The organism is Bradyrhizobium sp. ma5 (genome assembly GCF_042258955.1).
Lineage (GTDB): Bacteria > Pseudomonadota > Alphaproteobacteria > Rhizobiales > Xanthobacteraceae > Bradyrhizobium.
The window spans coordinates 2,131,819-2,150,284 of sequence record NZ_CP170156.1 but is presented as its reverse complement, the minus strand read 5'-3'; the positions used below and the strand labels follow the sequence as shown (position 1 = coordinate 2,150,284).

Sequence of the window (18,466 nt, the reverse complement as noted above, 5' to 3'; positions counted from 1 at the left end):
ATGACATGGAGGGGTAACACCTTTTCATGGCACGACGATAAACTTACAGTGCACTTGATTTTTTCTTTTCGCAATGAATGCGCGACGTTAGCGTAGAACGCAAAGTCCATCGCCGTAGCTCAAGTGAGCTAGCTGCATTGCTAGGCCGCCTCGTTTCACAGATGCTGCCCACCATTGATCGGCACCTCGGCCCCCGTGACGTAGCTTGCGGCATCCGAGCATAAGAAAAAGATGACCTTAGCCACCTCATCGGGCGTTCCCACTCTGCGCAGCGGGATGTTTGGCACGAGCCGCGCTTCTGTCTCGGGCGACAACATGTCCGTTTTGATTTCACCGGGCGCGATCGCATTCACGCGAATGCCATGCGGCGCATAGTCGTGGGCCATTTCCCGTGTGAGACTTGCAAGCGCAGCTTTCGACGTCGCATAGGCGCTGCCGGCAAACGGGTGCACCCGCGACCCCGCAATCGAAGTCACGTTGACAATCGATCCTGACGCGGCCCTTAGCTCGTCAAATAGACCCTGCGCCAGCAGGATCGGGGCCACCAGATTCAGATGGAACACCCTCATCCAGGTTTCGGTCGACGTTGTCAGCGACGTCAGCCGGTCACCATCGGGCGTCTTCGGTGAGATGCCGGCATTGTTCACTAGCGCGTGCAAAGGTGCGCCTGCCAAGCGTCTCCTGACCTCGGTGATCACGCGCGGCAGCATTCGATGATTGCTGAGGTCAACCTGGACATGATCCTCGGTCACGAACTCCCACGGGCATCGCTCGCCCTCGAACGGTTGGCGCGCGCAAGAAATGATGCGCCAGCCTGCCTCCGAAAACAGTTTGGCAGTGGCGCGACCAATTCCGCGCGATGCCCCGGTCAGCAACATCGCCTTTTGTTCTCCCCGATGGACGCGGACTTTATCGTCGTGCGAGGGACAACCCAAGTGTGTCGCCGACAGCGGACCTCCATCCAGATTGTCATTTGGCCGATCGAGACCCACGCCCGCCTCCTCTTCTCTAGCGCCGCTGGCGAAGCCGTAGCAGGATTTGGGCCATTGCGATGCACGCAAACGGGCGCTGGTTTCGCGTCCTAATGTCGCGCACGCGGAACGCTTGGCGGGTTCGAGACACCGCGTGTTTGCTTTGCGACAGCGACGGTGCAGCACCTACAAAATCCCCAGAGCAAGCTCGCCCCACTGCTAAGACCACACTACATGCACTCTCCTCGTGATCGCGCAACCATAAGGAGAGAGCGGATGGACGGCGCCTCTCATCGGAGCACCGATAGGGCAGGACAGCGCCCAGCAGCCGCGCCAACTTGTGATCGAAACTTGACGTTATACGTTTCCACGTTAGGTTTACCCACAACTGGCGCCGACTTCATGGCGCCCTGTGCTGTTGTGTCTGGCTCTGGCACATCGCCGCGCGGATTGATTTCGCGACCCACGAGCTGGCAAACACTGAATGTCTAGCCCCACGTAGTCGATCCCGAATGCGCCAGTCCGCGTGAGCGAGTGTCCCAGGGGGGGCGACGGAACTCGCCGGCTCAACGGAGACCCTTTCGATGACTTCATCCGCGATCGCCCACCGAGAAGGTCCCGCTTGCGGGTCCGCACGAGGCGAAGACGAAGATATGTTCCACCGCTCAGCACGCGGCAGCGCGTTAGGCCCCCTCTTGTCGAGGTCGAGCCTCAGCAGAAGGCGTTCCGGCCGCAGCATCTTTCCCTTCTCCAGTGAAAGGAGGCGTCGGAGCGTCAGTTCGGGCAACAACTTGCCGCGCGGAAACATAGTGACAGTACTGCTGGATGCAAAGAGCGGCCATCAGACCGATGAAACGGGTTACGACTTCATAAAGCCAAGAGCTCTTGCGAGGTCTCCTCGATCAGGATCAATCGGCTCGGATCGTTCAAATCGAATTCGATAACGCGTGGCGCAAAGAGGCGCGCATAACGCGTGAAGGCGCTCGTCGGCGGGAAACGGATCACTGTGTTGCACCGCGCAAGGAGATACATCTCAATGAGGGCGGAAAAGCCCCCATCGGCTCCGAGCGCGGCACCGTGCAACGGCCCGGCCTCAGGCGCCTGGAAACGTTTTGGAATCGTGAAAACCTCGGGAAACATCGTCGAAACCTTCTCAAGGACGAGCGCGCTGTCCGTGCACAGGAAGGGCCTCACAGGTTTTGCGTGCAGCAACGCCCTGGCCTTATCGATGGCACTATAGACCTGTCGCAAGGCGCGCTCCGGATCGGCCCAGTAAGGAGCATGCCCCATAATATCCTCGCCGTTGCCGTGCCGAACATGAATGCCGATCATGCTGTACGGCTCAAAGCGCTCGCGGTAGATGGCATCAATCCGAGCCTGAATTTCAGATCGCAGCTTAATGCTCCGAAAGATCTCTCGTTCAGCATCCTGATCGCAGCGCCACATCAAGCACGCGTCGCACACAACGGTGCTAGCGTCACTGTCTTGCTGGCTTTCAAACAGTTGGTCGAGTTCGTCGCGCTCCCGGAAAATCTGCTCGTCCGACCGATAGACGCAGTCTATGGACGGCTTGTTCCACCATGCCGGGAAGTATGGTCCCGGAAATGAGCGCTGGTTGATCTGGTCGTCGCAGATCACCCGCACGCCAGCAATGTCTTGAATTGGTTCGAAGAAGACCGGAAAGGCATTGGTGAATGGCTGATCGAGATAACAGGACCCCCGCCAATCGATGGCAAGCGTCCGTCCGGTCCGCTGTGCAAAACGCCAGGCTGCAGCGAGCGACCATAGGCAGTCGCCGAACCCCGTACGTCGCCGGGAAACAACGAACCGATCATTCCTCGAACTGCTAAGTATCTGCATTGCCTCGTTCCGGGCTCCTTGTTGGACATGAGACGTCATTGGAGACGCCCCACGTATGATTTCGTCCGACGTCATGGTCGGCCTTCGCGGTGCCGGCAAGCTGCGTCGATAGAACTTCATAGCAGCGATATCCCTGTTGTGGCGGGTTCGCTCAACGCTTTCGACCTCTTCTATTCAACGGTGTCGCCTCGACATAACCGATTTCAGCCGGATGCCGATTGCAACCGAACCCGCTGGCCTGCCTCTTCTCCAGATGAACGCGTAGACATAGCCATGCTCATGAGTTCCGGTTGGGCTTCGCCTTGCGTTTCATTGCAGTCGCAAACAGCGCGTGGCGGATGCAGCCGGACGCGGCGTTGCTCCCACACGAGTCGCAGTTCCTTCACGAGGTCTTCACGCTTGGCCTCGTCCGATTCGGTTGTGTCGAGAAGCCAGCCGAGCGACGCCTCACCTTCGATCCGCATCAGTAGCTCGAAAAGCTCATGTGAGACACGCATGCTGTCGTGGTCCGAACGTCCCGTGCGGATTTCGCAGACCGTTTCCTGACGATTTCCCGCCGTGTGGGAGCGAACGCGATGAAGCGATGCGTAGGGCGGCAATGAAACGCTCAGTGCGGTCCAATCCCGCCGTGTTGGTGCCCGCTTCTTGACGAGGAAGGGCCCAACAACAAGTCCGTCCAGGTCAGTCGTCAAGAACGTGGCGATCGCGTCTGAAACGGAATCCACGATCGGCTCGGCATTGTTGTTAAAGGACGTATTTAGAAGAACCGGGATGCCGGTTCGCTTCTTGAACGCATTAATCACATCCCAATAGGCGGGGTTTGTCTCGCGCGATACTGTTTGCAGCCGGGCGGTACCATCAATGTGCGTGATCGCACCGAGCACGCTACGCTGTGCTTCACGCACACGAACCACGAAGTTCATGAAGGGAAACTCCCGCTTGCCGTCCGGGAGCTCAAAGAACTCGCTCGCGTCCTCCTCCAGCACCGATGGTGCAAACGGACGATAGCCCTCGCGCTTTTTGACCATCGCGTTGATCCGGCCCTTGTTTTCGGCCGGCCGAGGGTCCGCAAGAATGCTGCGGTTGCCAAGCGCACGCGGCCCGAACTCAGAGCGGCCCTGAACCCAGCCGATCACAGCGCCATTTGCCATCCAGTCGGCCGCACCGCCTGCTATGTCATCACTTCGTTGAATATCGAGATGGCCGGACCATGCATTGAGCTCCTGTTCTATGGCTCGCTCGTTCCCGAGACCGGGCCCCCAATAGACGTCCCGCAGTCGCTCGCGCGGCACCGGCTTGCCCAACTCGTTAGACATCATTAGTGCGGCGCCCAGTGCGCAACCAGCGTCGTGCGCCGCGGGTTGGACGAAGATGTCGTCGAAAAGTCCGGAATAGAGCAGTTTACCGTTCACGGTGCAGTTGTGCGCTACCCCTCCAGCCAGGCACAAACGCGTCATGCCGGTCGCTTCGCGATGGTGCCGCAGGACGTGAAACACGATCCGCTCCAACGCCTCCTGGAGCGAAGCGCTGACATCCTGATGCTGCTGCGTGAATGGCATTCCCTTTCGCCGGATCTCGATGCTGTGGAGCAGGGCCGGACCGATTCGATCCAGGTGGACGCGATAGCCACCATTGTCCAACAACTCGTAGAACTGCGCGAAGAGCTCGCGATAACGAGCAGGGTCACCGTAGGGGGCAAGTCCCATGACTTTGTACTCATCGAACAGCCCGTAGCCGAGATATCGAATCGTCTCGAGATAGAACAGCCCCAGAGAGTTATGTTCTGGGAAGCTGGCGAGGTGCCTAATGTCGGTGCCAGACCCCACAGCCAAGAGGCCTGAGAGAAAGTCGCCACCTCCGTCGACCGCAAAAACGAGACTTTGCTCGAATCCAGACATGGCAAACGCGCTCACTGCATGGGCTTCGTGGTGATTTACGAAGGAAACCCGCGACGCGTCGACCTCGGCACCGAACTCCCGTGCCAGCAGCTCCCGCAGCACCAGTTTGGCGTCCAACGGAATGGGCTGGGAAACACACAGGCGCTCGAGCATAGTATTGCAGTAAGCTTCAGTCGCGTAGAACGCGATACGGTCGATCTCGCCAAGCTCGACTCCTGCAGCAGAAAGGCAGTATCGGATCGCGTTATTGGGGAACTTATTGGAGTGCTTGACCCGATTGAGGCGTTCCTCTTCGACGGCAGCGATAACGCGGCCATCCCGCACAAGAACTGCAGCGCCGTCGTGCAGAAATGTACTCGGTAACTCTGGCGAGCTCTCATAGACTCTGTCTAGACCGCCACTCACTCCTAGGCACAACATCACCTTCTCCATCTAAATCATGACAGGAATGTCAACTGCCGTTCCACCTACGTAGTCTGGACTGTTGCACTACGCCGGCTGCGCGGGACCGGACAGCACAACCAGGACTCTCGCCGAATCCGTCCCGACGCGTAGCGATCGGCGAGCAGCAATCGAGAGGCTAGTGCTCGCACCGATCAACCGATCAGCCGGCTAACCAGCTTGATCGCGACCTTTTGAACCCATGCAGCTACTGCTGTGGTGGGTCGGATCGTCTCGCGCCACCGCTCCGTGAAAGCGTCGTGCGACCGCATCGATTGAAGTTTCTCCGTTTTCAAAAGATTTCATGTCAACGCAGCAAGCGGCGCCGAAACAGTGCCGTCGATACGAAGAAGGGCAATATCGCGTACATGCAAAGCGCACCGACATGCAGGGCAGCGCCGCCGGCTGTGCGCTCAAGCATCACCGGGCGAATAAGGTCGACCGAATGTGCGAGCGGCAGCCAACCGGCGAAGTGCTGAAATGAGCCGGGCAGTTGGCTCATCGGAAACACCGCACCACACAGAAACACCATAGGGGTCATGACAAGCGTCTGGTAAAACACGAAGTAATCGTAACTTGGCGCAAGAGATATGACGACCATCGCCAGGCTGGCGAAGACAAGGCCGGTAAGGGCGACTGTCGGCACCGCATAGACAATGGACGGCCAGGATGCATAACCCAGCGTGGCAGCAACAATCCCAATCGCAGTTCCAGCTAGAACGGACTTACTGGCCGCCCACACCAATTCACCTAGAACGATATCGCCAAGCGTGAGCTGTGTGGACAGAATAGCTTCCCAGGTGCGCGTGGAATCCATGCGCGCAAAGGCTGCATACAAGGTTTCAAAGGTCGCAGCAGTCATGGCGCTGGTCGCGACCATGCCCGCCGCCAGAAACGCGATGTAAGAAGTTCCCTCGACGCGCCCCACGATCAGCCCGAGGCCAAAGCCAAGGCCAAATAGATTGGTCATGGGATCCGCGAGGTTGCCGAGAACCGATGCAAGTGCGACTTTCCTCCATGCTAGGAAGTTTCGACGCCACACCGCGATCCAGTTGTACGCGTTAGCGGGCATCACCGCCGCGTAACCTTCACCCATCGCTCACTTCTCCGTCTCGCGCCCCGATCAGCCGCAAAAACACGTCTTCGAGATTTGCCGGACGCTGCAGAATACGAAGGCCCGCTCGCCCGCGCAGTTGCACGCGTATCTGCTCCGGATATGGCGCGTAACAGAAGAGTGTCTCTCCACTCGTTTCGATGTGCCGCGCATGAGGCCTGATCAGCTCACGGAGCACCTGAGGATCACCGCCATAGATCTCGATCACGTTGCAGCCGATATGCTCGTCGATCAAGGCGTCGGGTTTGCCTTCAGCGATCTTGCGTCCATTCTCGAGAACACACAGCCGATCGCATAGGCGTTCTGCCTCTTCCATGAAGTGTGTGGCCAAGAGGATCGTCTTGCCACGGGAAAGCAGCACTCGCAGGCGTTCCCAGATCAGATGGCGTGCGTGTGGATCCAAACCGGTCGTGGGCTCGTCCATCACTAGCAGATGCGGGTCATTGATCAACGCACGCGCCAGCGTCAACCGCCGTTTCATGCCACCGGACAGCTCGGCGACGCGCATGTCCGCCTTGCCTTCGAGGCGCGCGAACTCAAGCAACGACGGCACGACTGCCCCGATCTTGTGAGCGCTCATGCCGAAGTAGCGGCCGAACACCAGCAGGTTCTCTCGTACCGTGAACTCGAGCTCAAGGTTATCGAACTGCGGCACCACGCCGATGCGCACACGTGCTACACGAGCGCGTGCAGGCACAGGTTCATCAAGGACTGTAATCTTGCCTGCGTCCGGCGAGATCAAGCCAAGGAGCATACGCGCAATCGTGCTCTTGCCAGCTCCATTGGGCCCGAGCAGGCCGAAGCATTCTCCGCGCGCAACCGAGAACGACAGCTCATTGACGATGATCTTGTCGCCAAAGGCCTTTCTTACGCCGGCAAGGTCGATTGCTGCGGTGGACATGCTCATCCTAGGCAGGCAGAAGTCGCTCAGCCGACGTTGGCCTGCGTACGACCGTTTTGGTCCAGAGCAAGCCGTCGCACCAGACATGTTCGACGCGTCCCCATTGGCAGGCTGCGGCTGCATCCGGGAAGAACCCACGTCCGTGGAGGTTGGCACTCGTATTACAGAGCAGCGGAATGCCCGTGAGTTGCTCAAATTCGACGAGGAGCTCGGCGATCTTGTGCGGAGAGTTGCGAGAGATTGTCTGCAATCGCGCAGAACCGTCCAGATGGACGACAGCGGGGACCTTGTCGCGCCATTCCGCGCGGGTCTGGTGATCGAACAGCATGTAAGGATCTGGCGTACCTGGGCTGAAGATTTCTGGCGCCCGGTCCTCCAGGCAGATCGGCGCGACAGGCCGGAAGTGCTCGCGATGCTTAATGTCGTTGAGATGATCCTTCATCGCTGGCGAGGTCGCGGCGGCAAGAATGCTTCTGCCGCCCAACGCCCGCGGCCCAAGCTCGGCGCGCCCGGAAAGAAAGATTACCGGCTTGTTGCCGGCGAGAATGGCCGCCAGCTCACGCAGACTACACGGCGCGGCCTCCCATTCTGACGGAATCTGGCTGGCCTGCAGGGCCGGACCACTATAGACCGACCATTCCAGCGGCCCGAACCCATTTTTCGCTGCCATCGCACTGCAGGCAGCACCGATTGCCGAACCGCTGTCATTCGGAAATGGCGGCACCCAGACATCATCGAACAGTCCCGTCGCGCGAAGTGCGGTATTCCACTTGATGTTGAGACCGCAACCACCGGCTACGCATAGATTTCGCGCTCCCGGGAGCGACGAGTACCGCAGCAGAACCATCGCGATTTCCTTGACAAGAAGACGTTCTAGAAACACATGGAAGGACGCTAGGACGTCCTCCGCTCGCTTGGTCTTGAGGCGCAGTGCGCTTGCCTCGAAGAAGTCGTGAATGGCTGCAAGAGATAATTCCGCGTTGTTGATGTCCGCGCGGTAGCGACGAGCCTGCTCGGTGTCGGCCGCGAAGCGCTTTTCGTAGAGCTGCAGAAACACTGCCATGATGCTTTCGTCGACAGAGCCAAGCGCGACGTAAGCCATCAGCTTGCCGGCGATGCCCAAATCCCAACTGGAGCGGTTCGGCTGCCTGTAAGGTCCGAAGTGAAGGCCGGCGGCAGCATAGGCGTGACCAATCATCGGAAACAAAGATCCAATGAGCCGCGCTCCCCGAGGTTCGACATAGTAAAGACGTGGAAAGATGCAGCCGTCCCATACCAGACAAAACGCGGGTTTCCCGGCCATGGCAAAGGGGCTGGTGCTATATGCTGACGCGACGTGGCCCGTGACGTGCGGGTAACTCTTGTAGGGGAACACCTTGCCGCCGAGGATCAGGCCAAAGCCATCGACGGAATCAAGAAGACCCTCAGCATGGCGCTCGACATATGGCGCCCCTTTCAACGCAATCGGCACCGCTCCGCTGAGGACCTGAAACTGCGATTCAATCTCGCCATCCCAGCCGTCGATGACGAACTGATCAATTTCGTGCGGTTCCAGGCCATGTTCCGCCAAGGCGAGCACGACTGCTTCGAGATTGTCGATGGATTGATAGCGTGGATTGCTGCCGCGTTTCTCTTGCTCGGTGCAAAAGACAAGCCGCCCGTCCTCGACGACAGCAATTGCGCCGTCATGTGTTAACTTGATGCCGCAGATACGCATACGACCCCCTGGCCTAATGACCGACATATGATTGTTCTGACGAGCGACCCAGCTTCCGGAATCGGACGAGCAAGCAGTCTTCGTTGACCGATTCGGTGCGGCAGTGCAGACGCTCGACCTCCGATAGACTCTCGTTGAAGAGAGCAATCGCCGTCTCGGCACCAGCAGCATGACCCCAACGTTGACACGTGGCATCACGCGCGGACCCGAACACCAGAATTCCATTCGGCGCAAGCATACTCACCAGGTTGCGGATAGCCGCGTGCATGTCGGCAATATCCTTGAGATAGTAGAGAATCTCGGCAACGACGATCAGATCAAACTGCTCGGCGGTCGAGAACTGTTGGATGTCGCAGACCACCCATGTGATATGTGACCACTTCCTGGTCCGTCGTCGCGCTCGCTCAATCGCCTGCGGCATCACATCGACCACCGTGACTCGTTGGCAATGCGGCGCCAGCATTTCCGTGAATGCACCGGCTGCACACCCGACTTCGAGGGCATGCGCATAATCCCCGTTGCAACGCGACATCCGGAGCATTTGCGCGTACCGCTCCTGCTCGAACGAACTACTGTCGAGGCGCCATGGATCGTCGACAGCCAATTCGCGCTCTAATAGCTGATGATTTGTGTCCAGGGTCATGAGCCAATCAACCTATTTGTAGGCAGTCGAACGATCGCTAGCGCAAACACGCTCCGTCACCGCCAAGCTCGATGGGCGGCGCGAAACCCCCGGCTGACGAATTGTGCGAGAGATTCTCGCCGTACTTGAAGGGCTTAATCCAGCGTTCGGGTGCGGAGTGACGGCCTGGCTTTCCCCTTCGGCCACGTTGGCGACCTTGCGCGACAGCCAGTCGCTATTGCTCAACGTACAAAGCGCATAGGCTTTCAAAGGAAGTAAGAGAAAAATGTTGATCGGTGTGTGGAGCGAGAAGCCGAGAAACCGCACCTCGCGAGCACGAAAGGCTGCCACACTGCACCGGACCATCGTCATTGCTGCAATCGTCAGCCCCGTCCACCAGGGTACCGACCCGCCGATTACGAGCTGTGTGAGCGCAGCCAGCGATGAAACGGCGAGAAGCAGCGGGCCGAGATTTTGCCCGATAACGTCCAGCGTGAGATAGCCATCGAGCTCTGGCAGCAAGCTTAGCGCAAGAAATGTGTCCCGAAAGGTACTGCGTGCCCAGCGGAGTTGCTGACGCAGATATGGTCCGAGGCCGTCCGGGACGACTGTTGCCGCGATTGCATCCGGGACATACTCGGTTCGAAACCCCGCCTTGAGCATGAGGATCGTTAGATGACGGTCCTCGCCGAAATCGCTCGGCTTTCCACGAAAGAATTGCGCTTCGTATTGATCAAGCAGCAATGCGAGAGCAGAGCGACGATACATCGCGCATGGGCCGCAGCAGCACATGACTGCCCCGAACCGAGCCTGTGCCGCGCGCTCTTCGTTGCACGCCAGCCAGTATTCCATGTCGATCAGCTTGGTCAGCCAGGTTTCGCCGCGATTGCTCGCTATCAACTGTCCCATGGCCGCACCGATCTCTGGCTCTCGCATCTTCAACGCAAGCTTCGTGACCACGTCGGTGGCAAGGATCGTATCCGAGTCGACGTTGAGCACCAGGTCTCCAGCGGAGCTGCGTATTGCCGCGATCTGCGCCTTGCGCTTTCCAACATTCTTGGGTAGCAAGGTGATGCTAAACCTCGGATCGTTCGCATAGATGTTGTGTACAGACCTCAAAACGTCGCGATTCGCTGATCCGTCGTCGACCACATAGACCCGCAGTTTTCCTGCGTAGTCTTGACTTGCAATCGACTCGAGACATTTGGAGAGCGTGTTTGGGTTCTCGTTGAAGCAAGGCACGATGACGTCTACGCTCGGTAGAGCTATCTCGGATTGTGCTAGATCGTCGTCCAGCGATGAAGCATTCGCCGGCTGGGCATAAAGCGCTTGCGCGCTCTTGTAGACAGCCGAGAGCAGCGCATAAGACGTAACAGCGACAGCGCTGGTTGTAGCGAGCAGGTCCATAGGGTGCCAGTTTCATTCAGTGAAGTTGAGGAAGCGGACGGACTGCAAACCCGCGCTGTTGTAACGTCGGAATCAGATATGACAGCGCCATCACCGTCTGATCACGCAGAGTGACATCAGTGCCCAGCCTCTCCTCACCCGGAGGATATCCGTCGTGCAGCAGCACAATTGCACCCGGGCGAACGGCCGCCAGCACCGATTTCACAATCCTATCAACCCCAGGGCGCGACCAATCTCTCGGATCGACCGACCAGTGCACAGCTGCGAGACCGGCCCTCGCTGACGTAGCAAGCACCTCCTGGGTCCATATACCGTAGGGTGCTCGCATGTGCCTGGGCGAGGCCTGCGGGCATGCCAAACGAATCGCCTTGCTCGCCGTTAGCACTTCATCGCGGACCACTGCTGGTTCGCATCTGGACAGATCCGGATGCGTCATCGTGTGGTTTGCGACTTCGTGCCCCTCCGCGATCATTCGTCGAATGAGTTCAGGCTGATCGGCCACGTACGTGCCGATCACGAAGAAGGTCGCCGGCACTCGATGTTGCGTCAGCACATCAAGGACGCCTGGCGTACAAAATGGATTTGGCCCGTCATCGAAGGTCAAATAGACGCTGCGACTTCCACTGACGTCAGCGTAATCGCGACGCACCGCAGATAGGGGGGCGAGTTCTTTCACAGCTCAGGCCCGTTGCGATCGATAATCGTCCCGGCCGGCCACTCGCTTATCGGGCGTCCAAGGGGGAAGACCACCACGAGAACGTCCTCGATCCGGATCGGCGACAGATTGGAATAAACATCGCGATGCGTAGACCGGACGCGAATGCCGGACATGAGGGTTGCCAGTCCCTGCCTTCCGACTAGTCTGGTAAGATGTTTCTCAAGCGTAGGCCGAACCGTACCAAAGGCGAACGGAACCCCGAACTCCTGCAGTGCAGGATACATCACGCGCATTGAGTGGCTGATTCCAAGCCCCTCAAGATCCGGACGCACCGCATATAGTCCCAGTTCGGCCACGAGTAGATCGACCCCGCCAATCTTGATAAATCGGCGTAGCAGGCCGACATGAGCAGCGACGCCGCGCGCGTCGTAACCAATTGCGCGGACCTCTGGCCTTGCACCGGCCCAACTTCGATTGCCTTCGAATGGCCGCGCATTGGACGACCCGGTCGGCCCGTAGCTGTTGCGGAAGAAGTCGGCGAGCTCGGCATGGTCAGCGAGCCGCAGTTCGTTTTCCCAGCGAAGGCTCCACCGGACTTGAGAGCGCGCTGAAGGACCTTCCGCAGACCGAGATCCTGGAATGTTCATGGCGCGCTTCCCTGCAGCAGTGGAGTTAGGAGCGGAGATGGCCACGTGAGCAACTCGCTATTCGCCGAACCGCTCAACAATACTGATATGCGCTGACATGCGGCATCGGAGCTCGGTCACCTCACCAGCACCGCGCCTGAGCAGATCGATCGGAAAGACGCCTTCAATAGCGGCGAGATCAACGGACAGGTTGCGCTCCTCGCTCCGACCGAGGCCACGGAGATATGGCAGGACATGCCGACGGGGCGACTGGATTGCCCACGAGCTAACGGCACCACGGAGCGGTTCCACCTCGTCCAGGATCGTTATCTGCGCTGTGCAGTCTGAGGGCTGGCCATCGAAGCGTGAGACCTCATCGAAGGCGCGTCCGATTGGCACCAGATCAACTTGGGTCTTATGCATTTTCAACGCGTCCTGAATGCGATGGACAGGCGAGCCGTTTGGCCATTCGCCCGAGATATTTGGCATTCGCAATCTGCGCCTACCGCTCGATCGCGATACTAGGGCGAGGCCGAGCGCACCCTCTAGTGTCCATGGGTAAACCGCCGATATGAAAAGGGATGGAATACACATACGAAAGTTTGTCGGCGCCCGCCTGGTGTCGTATCGAGCCCTCGCCGCATCGAGAAGCAGCGATGCAGGTCGCAGGGCGCGCGGATAGCCACCCCCACTCAGCGGATTCGGCAGGTGCCCGCACGTCCAGGAGTTCTTCTCGGGGCCCGCGTTACCACCAGCAGCCATCGCGATATGCCTGATAAATTATTCCAAACTGATGTTTGCTATCCGACATTCCACAATTTGGTAAAATCGATTGTTTCGATAGAATACATCCACACCATGGATACACTCACAACATGCGGTTCAAGGGACTTGATCTAAACCTTCTCGTTGCGCTCGACGCTCTGATGACGGAACGCAACCTCACAGCGGCGGCGCGCAAAATTAACCTGAGCCAGCCTGCTATGAGCGCTGCGATCGCGCGGTTGCGCACCTATTTCCGCGATGAACTGTTTACGATGAGAGGTCGCGAGCTCGTCCCGACACCTTGCGCGGAGTCGCTCGCGGGTCCGGTTCGCGAGGCCCTGCTGCACATCCAACTCTCGATCATTTCAACGGACGGGTTCGACCCGACTCAGTCGAGCCGGCGCTTCAGGGTCATTCTCTCCGATTTCATGACAATCGTGTTTTTCCGGAGAATTGTCGATCGTATCGCACAGGAAGCTCCCGCAGTGCGCTTCGAATTGCTGCCATTTTCCGATGAGCCCGATGAACTGCTCGGCCGCGGCGAAGTCGATTTTCTCATTCTGCCGGAACTGTTCATGTCGAGCGCGCATCCGAAGGCGACGCTGTTCGATGAGAGCCTCGTATGCGTGGGATGCCGCACAAACAAGCAGCTATCACGACAGCTTACATTCGAGGAATACAGTTCGATGGGGCACGTGACGGCCAAGTTTGGACGGGCGCTGAGACCGAACCTCGAAGAATGGTTTTTGCTTGAGCACGGCCTCAAGAGACGCATCGAAGTCGTTGTGCAGGGCTTTAGCCTGATTCCGCCTATATTGTTAGACACGTGCCGTATAGGGACAATGCCGTTACGTCTCGCCAGACACTACGAAAAGCAGATGCATCTGCGGATTGTCGAGCCCCCGCTTCCCCTGCCCACCTTCACCGAGGCTGTGCAGTGGCCTGCACTCCACAATACCGATCCGGCGAGCATCTGGATGCGTCGGATATTGTTGGAGGAAGCATCCAGCATGGCATCAGCGCATCAGAAGGCCCCAACTCGCAGGCGCTGCTAAATTCGCCACAAGCCGCGCTCGGCAGGTTGCAAATATACTAGCAACCCCTTCAACGTGCTCGGGCGCTTTGGTATTTCAACGTCTCAGACGGCGATGCTGTAACAGGGCCGTGCGAACCCGGCGATGGGTCGTGACGATTCGCTGTTGGCGAGCGTCGTGATCTCACAAGTTGTGGTTTGGCGCGCCTGCACTGCAAGCAGCGGCGTCCGGCACGATCGCGGTGACGTGTTCGGCTGCAATAATGTCTGGCTTGCCGAATTAAACTGCTTGAATCCCACACTGCGTCAGGTTGTAGATTGGCCGCCGTGACTAACGCTGCGCTACGCGGACGTCGACGGGGCAAATTGGCGAACTCCACGGCTCTGGCCGGATAGGCTCCGGGGCCGCCTGCCAACAATGTTATTGTCCAGTTCGCGCTGCGAATGTCGCCGGAGCGACGAGATCGATCATCGCGGCTGCCGACGGCTTCCGGCCGCTGGTGGTCCGCCGATCGCCTTGCTCGCCAATCTAACGATGATTCCGCGAGGTTCTTTTCACGATCGCGCGGTAGGAACGGAGTCGATTCGGGCGAGCCAATGGGACTGCTTCAAGCGCAGCCGTTGTCGCTCATTGTATGCACCGCAAAACGTCTTGCGCCGGATAAGAAGATATGCGTTTCAAAGGCTTGGATCTAAATCTCCTCGTCGCGCTTGATGCTCTCATGACTGAGCGCAATCTCACCGCAGCAGCGCGCAAGATTAACCTTAGTCAGCCGGCCATGAGCGCAGCCGTTAGCCGACTGCGGTCCTATTTCCGTGATGAGCTGTTTGCGATGAGAGGCCGGGAACTTGTCCCGACCTCACGCGCCGAGGGATTGGCGGCTCCAGTTCGCGAGGCCCTAATGCAGATCCAGCTCTCCATTATCGCGCGGGAGACGTTCGACCCGGCTCAATCGAACCGGCGATTCAGGATCGGCCTTTCTGATTCTATGACAGTCGTGTTCTTCCGAGATGTCGTGGAGCGTGTCGCGCGAGAAGCGCCCGCCGTCAGCTTCGAACTGGTGGCACTCGCCGATGAGCACGACGAGCTTCTCCGGCGCGGCGAAGTCGATTTTGTCATCCTGCCGGAACTATTCATGTCCAGCGCGCACCCGCGGGTGGCCCTGTTCGAGGAGAGGCTCGTCTGCGTTGGCTGCTGCACGAACGGCCAGCTACTACGGCCGCTTACATTTGATCGATATATGTCGATGGGCCACGTTGCGGTTAAGCTTGCAGGCACGCGCAACACCGCCTTCGAGGAAACCTTTCTATTAGATTTCGGCCTCAATCGGCGCATCGACATTCTAGTGCAGAGCTTCAGCATGATCCCGCCCTTGCTGGCAGGCACAAGCCGCATAGGGACTATGCCATTGAGGCTCGTTAAGCACTTCCAAAGAGCGACGCCGCTTCGCATCGCCGACCTTCCGCAGCCTTTCCCCACCTTTACCGAAGCGGTCCAATGGCCTGTCCTTCACAACAGCGACCCGGAAAGCACCTGGATGCGAGAGATAGTGTTACAGGAGGCAGCACGTATGGTGTCCGCGCGCGAAGAGCGCTCGATCAGCTGCGCTTCGGAACAAGCGGATACTGACGGAGACCTTGCTAGATCTGTCTAGCCGTTGTCGCAAGGAGCTTGCAAGGTGCGCGAGCCTTGCATCCGGACGGATGCTCGATGCACGCAATTTGAGCTTGCCCTGCTCTAACTTATTGCTGCTAGATCAAACGTCCCGCAGTTTTGGCTGCATGGACGGGCTGTCATGGCGACTGCTCGCCGTCAACTCTCAGAATGAGCAGGCTCCCAGCGAGCGGAGCCGGATACGGCTTCGCCGCAGCCGCACCATGACGGACAGCCAGCGCGGCGCCGATCGATTTTGCAGATGACAAGAATCGCCCGTGCGCTTTCGAAGCTGAGTGTCGCGCACCTGTGTTGCCGTATCGCATCACCTTCAAGCGCATCGGACCTTCATCGCTCTGCGCCGTCGGTCTGACTTCTTCTGGCCCTATCGCGGCCACACGTCTTGACGACGTGCGCTACCCCGGCGCAATGACAAAGAAGGAGCTGAACGTTGGCGCAACACAGCGGTGTATTTGATCCGGAAGAACTATCCGTCTTGGGAAGCCTTTTCGATGGCACAGTCACGGCGTTACCGCCATCGATGCGAACTCTGGAAAATCGAACGGCGATCGCGAGGCTCATTTTGGAGCGTACAGCGGTTAGCGAGGCTCAATTGGCGCGCTTAATGAACTTGCTGGACACCATTTCGCGTCAGGGTTGATCGCCCGCCATTCTGAGGATAGTGACCTCTCTTACGCTGGAATCAGAGACGATCCAGCTAGAGCTTTGAAATAGCTTGAATCATACGTGACGTCAGGTTGTAGGCTTTGAAATTGAACAACATGAGCAAAGCTACACCACGAAGGCGTCGATGGCGCATTGGCGAACTGGCGGAGGCGACCGGAGTAACGGTACGCACGCTGCATCACTACGAACACACGGGCCTGTTAGCCGCCTCAGATCGTACGGACGGCGGCCACCGGATGTACGACCGCGAAAGCGCTCAGCGGGTTCATCAGATTCGGGCGCTACGTGAGCTTGGCTTCTCTCTTCACGAGATTCGCAAAGCTATGGAGCGCACGACTTCACTCACAGACCTGCTGCGCAAACATTTGGAGCGGATTGAACTTCAAGTTGCTCGTGCGACCCTGTTGCGAGATCGTCTGCGCAACATGACGACAGACGGTGAAGTCCAGGTAAGTGTAGATGAGCTGCCTGCCACTTTGGATGCCATGGCGCGGGTCGAGACGCGCAGTCCGACGTCCCGATGCACATGCAAGTTGGCTGCAGAGCGCGAGGAGCGGTGGCGGCGGATCCGTGATGAGCTGCGTGATTGTATGGATGGGGGTGAGCATCCTTGTGGCGAGCGGGCAACGGCTGTCGCGATTGCGGCGCGCTTGCTGATCGGCGAGGTAGCCGGAGCCGATTCACGCGTTTCGACGATCTTGAAGGTACTTGCACGGTTAAGCGCCCCCCGCAGCCTGGCTGGTTGGGATCCCTGCCTCATGCAATATCTCGATCTCGCCCTTGCCGGGTTGGAGGATCAGCCGTACTGACGCCCTCACGGCGGATGCGCACAGATTGTCGGTCGGCTTTTCTCAAGCTGGGAGTGCGATGAAGTGTCGGTTGATCTGGCCGCTCTGATGCGCGCCGGCAGCTTTATGGACTCAACCGGACAGCTCTTCCCGCCCTGGCCTCGTCGATCCGCCCTCGCTGACACATTCATCGAATGCGCCCTTCAAGGGGGCTTGAATCGCACGTAACGTCAAATTGTAGGCTCTACCATGGTCGCGGTGTGGCCAAGCCGACGCGCATGACTTGGCTTGGCAGAAGCAACCGCGTCGATCTCTGCAGGCGCGTCTGACCGCAGAGGCTAGCAGTTCACTTCAGGTGAGAATTGGGAGCTCTACAATGTTAAATGGGCGTTACGCTTCAGCCGCAAGTACAGTGCTCGTCTTCTGCGCACTCACCTCGACTGCGCGCGCGTCCGACATCCATTTTGCCGGGGTTAGCCCGATCAGCGGAAGCAGCGATGCGTCCGGCGCGCTGATGCGCAGTGGTGCGGCTGCGGCGGTCGAGACGTTGAACGGTTCAGGCTTACTTTCCGATACCGAGGTGACATCGAGCACAGCCGACGACGCCTGCGACCCGAAGCAAGCCGCGGCAGTTCCCAATAAGCTCACAACAGACCAGGTCCGGCGGAGTCGCTGGTCATTCTTGTTCCGCTTCTTCGATCCGCGGCTCCGACGTCTACGACGAAGCGGACATGATTCACGGATCACCAGGCTCGACAAATCCTCAGCTGCCAGAACGTTGCTTTAAGACCGTCTTTCGGATCTGCGGCCACGACGACCAACAGGGTGTTGTTGCAGCTGTCGAGCAACACTGATCGGCACGAACACAAAGCCTCACCAAATTCAACCAGTGACACAGATGATAAGACGACGCTCTCACGACCTTGGTGCAGCGATACTCGCGTGCTCCCTTGTACTCGCGGCTTTCGGAGCATTTGTAGCGCTCGCTGCAGCGCTCGCGGAGCTTCCCGATGTCGATCTGCTGGAGGATGAATTACGTCAGATGATAGACAAATAGCACTTGCACCACCTCTCAGCGTTGCAACTCTTGCTTGCCAAGCCTGCTTTGATCAGCTCGACGGTTGGCCGCGTTGGGTCGTCGGCTTTCTTCTTCAAATGAGCCCGCCATACCGGATGGTACGCGCTTTGTTTGGCGGTGTCACGAAGTGATGGCCGCTAGCTTTCTCGCACAGTAGCCATGAAACTCAATTTGCCGCACAATTCTGTCCTATCGAGCTCGCATGCTGGCAACTGCACCGGCACCCCGCAACTTCCAGGGATCACC

At 58.6% G+C, this 18,466-nt stretch carries 14 protein-coding genes and 1 pseudogene; 3 read left to right on the top strand and 12 right to left on the bottom strand.

Features of this window, described 5'->3' with window-relative positions:
- Window positions 1-155: 155 nt before the first annotated feature.
- The 11 genes and pseudogenes from ACE103_RS09955 to ACE103_RS09905 form a co-directional block, all read right to left on the bottom strand.
- Window positions 156-992: an SDR family NAD(P)-dependent oxidoreductase gene (locus ACE103_RS09955; protein WP_375779259.1), complete on the bottom strand. Its 837-nt coding sequence runs from the start codon at window positions 990-992 to the stop codon at window positions 156-158.
- An 846-nt stretch (window positions 993-1,838) separates the two neighbouring features.
- Window positions 1,839-2,951, bottom strand: a complete 1,113-nt coding sequence (locus ACE103_RS09950; RefSeq protein WP_375779258.1) for a nodulation protein NodZ — start codon at window positions 2,949-2,951, stop codon at window positions 1,839-1,841.
- Between the two features lie 83 nt (window positions 2,952-3,034).
- Complete coding sequence (locus tag ACE103_RS09945; RefSeq protein WP_375781073.1) at window positions 3,035-5,149, bottom strand: carbamoyltransferase; 2,115 nt, start codon at window positions 5,147-5,149, stop codon at window positions 3,035-3,037.
- A gap of 328 nt (window positions 5,150-5,477) precedes the next feature.
- Window positions 5,478-6,266 carry an ABC transporter permease gene (locus tag ACE103_RS09940; RefSeq protein WP_375779257.1) on the bottom strand — a complete coding sequence of 263 codons (789 nt, stop codon included), beginning with the start codon at window positions 6,264-6,266 and terminating at the stop codon, window positions 5,478-5,480.
- Window positions 6,267-6,269: 3 nt separating this feature from the next.
- Window positions 6,270-7,191, bottom strand: a pseudogene (nodI, locus tag ACE103_RS09935) (nodulation factor ABC transporter ATP-binding protein NodI).
- Between the two features lies 1 nt (window position 7,192).
- Window positions 7,193-8,902: a nodulation protein NodU gene (gene nodU, locus ACE103_RS09930; RefSeq protein ID WP_375779256.1), complete on the bottom strand. Its 1,710-nt coding sequence runs from the start codon at window positions 8,900-8,902 to the stop codon at window positions 7,193-7,195.
- A gap of 13 nt (window positions 8,903-8,915) precedes the next feature.
- Complete coding sequence (gene nodS / locus ACE103_RS09925) at window positions 8,916-9,545, bottom strand: nodulation methyltransferase NodS (protein ID WP_375779255.1); 630 nt, start codon at window positions 9,543-9,545, stop codon at window positions 8,916-8,918.
- Window positions 9,546-9,557: 12 nt separating this feature from the next.
- On the bottom strand, window positions 9,558-10,931 hold the full coding sequence (gene nodC, locus ACE103_RS09920) for a chitooligosaccharide synthase NodC (RefSeq protein ID WP_375779254.1): 1,374 nt from the start codon (window positions 10,929-10,931) through the stop codon (window positions 9,558-9,560).
- Between the two features lie 16 nt (window positions 10,932-10,947).
- Window positions 10,948-11,607: a chitooligosaccharide deacetylase NodB gene (gene nodB / locus ACE103_RS09915; protein ID WP_375779253.1), complete on the bottom strand. Its 660-nt coding sequence runs from the start codon at window positions 11,605-11,607 to the stop codon at window positions 10,948-10,950.
- Window positions 11,604-12,236, bottom strand: a complete 633-nt coding sequence (locus ACE103_RS09910; RefSeq protein WP_375779252.1) for a NodA family N-acyltransferase — start codon at window positions 12,234-12,236, stop codon at window positions 11,604-11,606. The genes nodB and ACE103_RS09910 overlap by 4 nt, the downstream gene beginning before the upstream one ends.
- A 57-nt stretch (window positions 12,237-12,293) precedes the next feature.
- The gene (locus tag ACE103_RS09905) at window positions 12,294-12,704 is read right to left on the bottom strand and encodes a hypothetical protein (RefSeq protein WP_375779251.1); all 411 of its coding nucleotides are present in this window, start codon (window positions 12,702-12,704) and stop codon (window positions 12,294-12,296) included.
- A gap of 386 nt (window positions 12,705-13,090) precedes the next feature.
- Between ACE103_RS09905 and nodD1 the strand changes: the two genes are divergently transcribed.
- The 3 genes from nodD1 to ACE103_RS09890 all read left to right on the top strand — a co-directional run bounded on the left by nodD1 (window position 13,091) and on the right by ACE103_RS09890 (window position 17,163).
- Window positions 13,091-14,035 carry a transcriptional regulator NodD1 gene (gene nodD1 / locus ACE103_RS09900; RefSeq protein WP_375779250.1) on the top strand — a complete coding sequence of 315 codons (945 nt, stop codon included), beginning with the start codon at window positions 13,091-13,093 and terminating at the stop codon, window positions 14,033-14,035.
- Window positions 14,036-14,684: 649 nt separating this feature from the next.
- Window positions 14,685-15,668, top strand: a complete 984-nt coding sequence (nodD2, locus tag ACE103_RS09895) for a transcriptional regulator NodD2 (protein WP_375779249.1) — start codon at window positions 14,685-14,687, stop codon at window positions 15,666-15,668.
- A 781-nt stretch (window positions 15,669-16,449) separates the two neighbouring features.
- Window positions 16,450-17,163, top strand: coding sequence for a MerR family transcriptional regulator (locus ACE103_RS09890; protein WP_375779248.1), 714 nt, complete (start codon window positions 16,450-16,452; stop codon window positions 17,161-17,163).
- A 369-nt stretch (window positions 17,164-17,532) separates the two neighbouring features.
- Here ACE103_RS09890 and ACE103_RS09885 read toward each other — a convergent pair whose 3' ends face one another.
- Entirely contained in the window at window positions 17,533-17,736 is a 204-nt protein-coding gene (locus ACE103_RS09885) for a hypothetical protein (RefSeq protein ID WP_375779247.1), read from the bottom strand.
- Window positions 17,737-18,466: the final 730 nt, after the last annotated feature.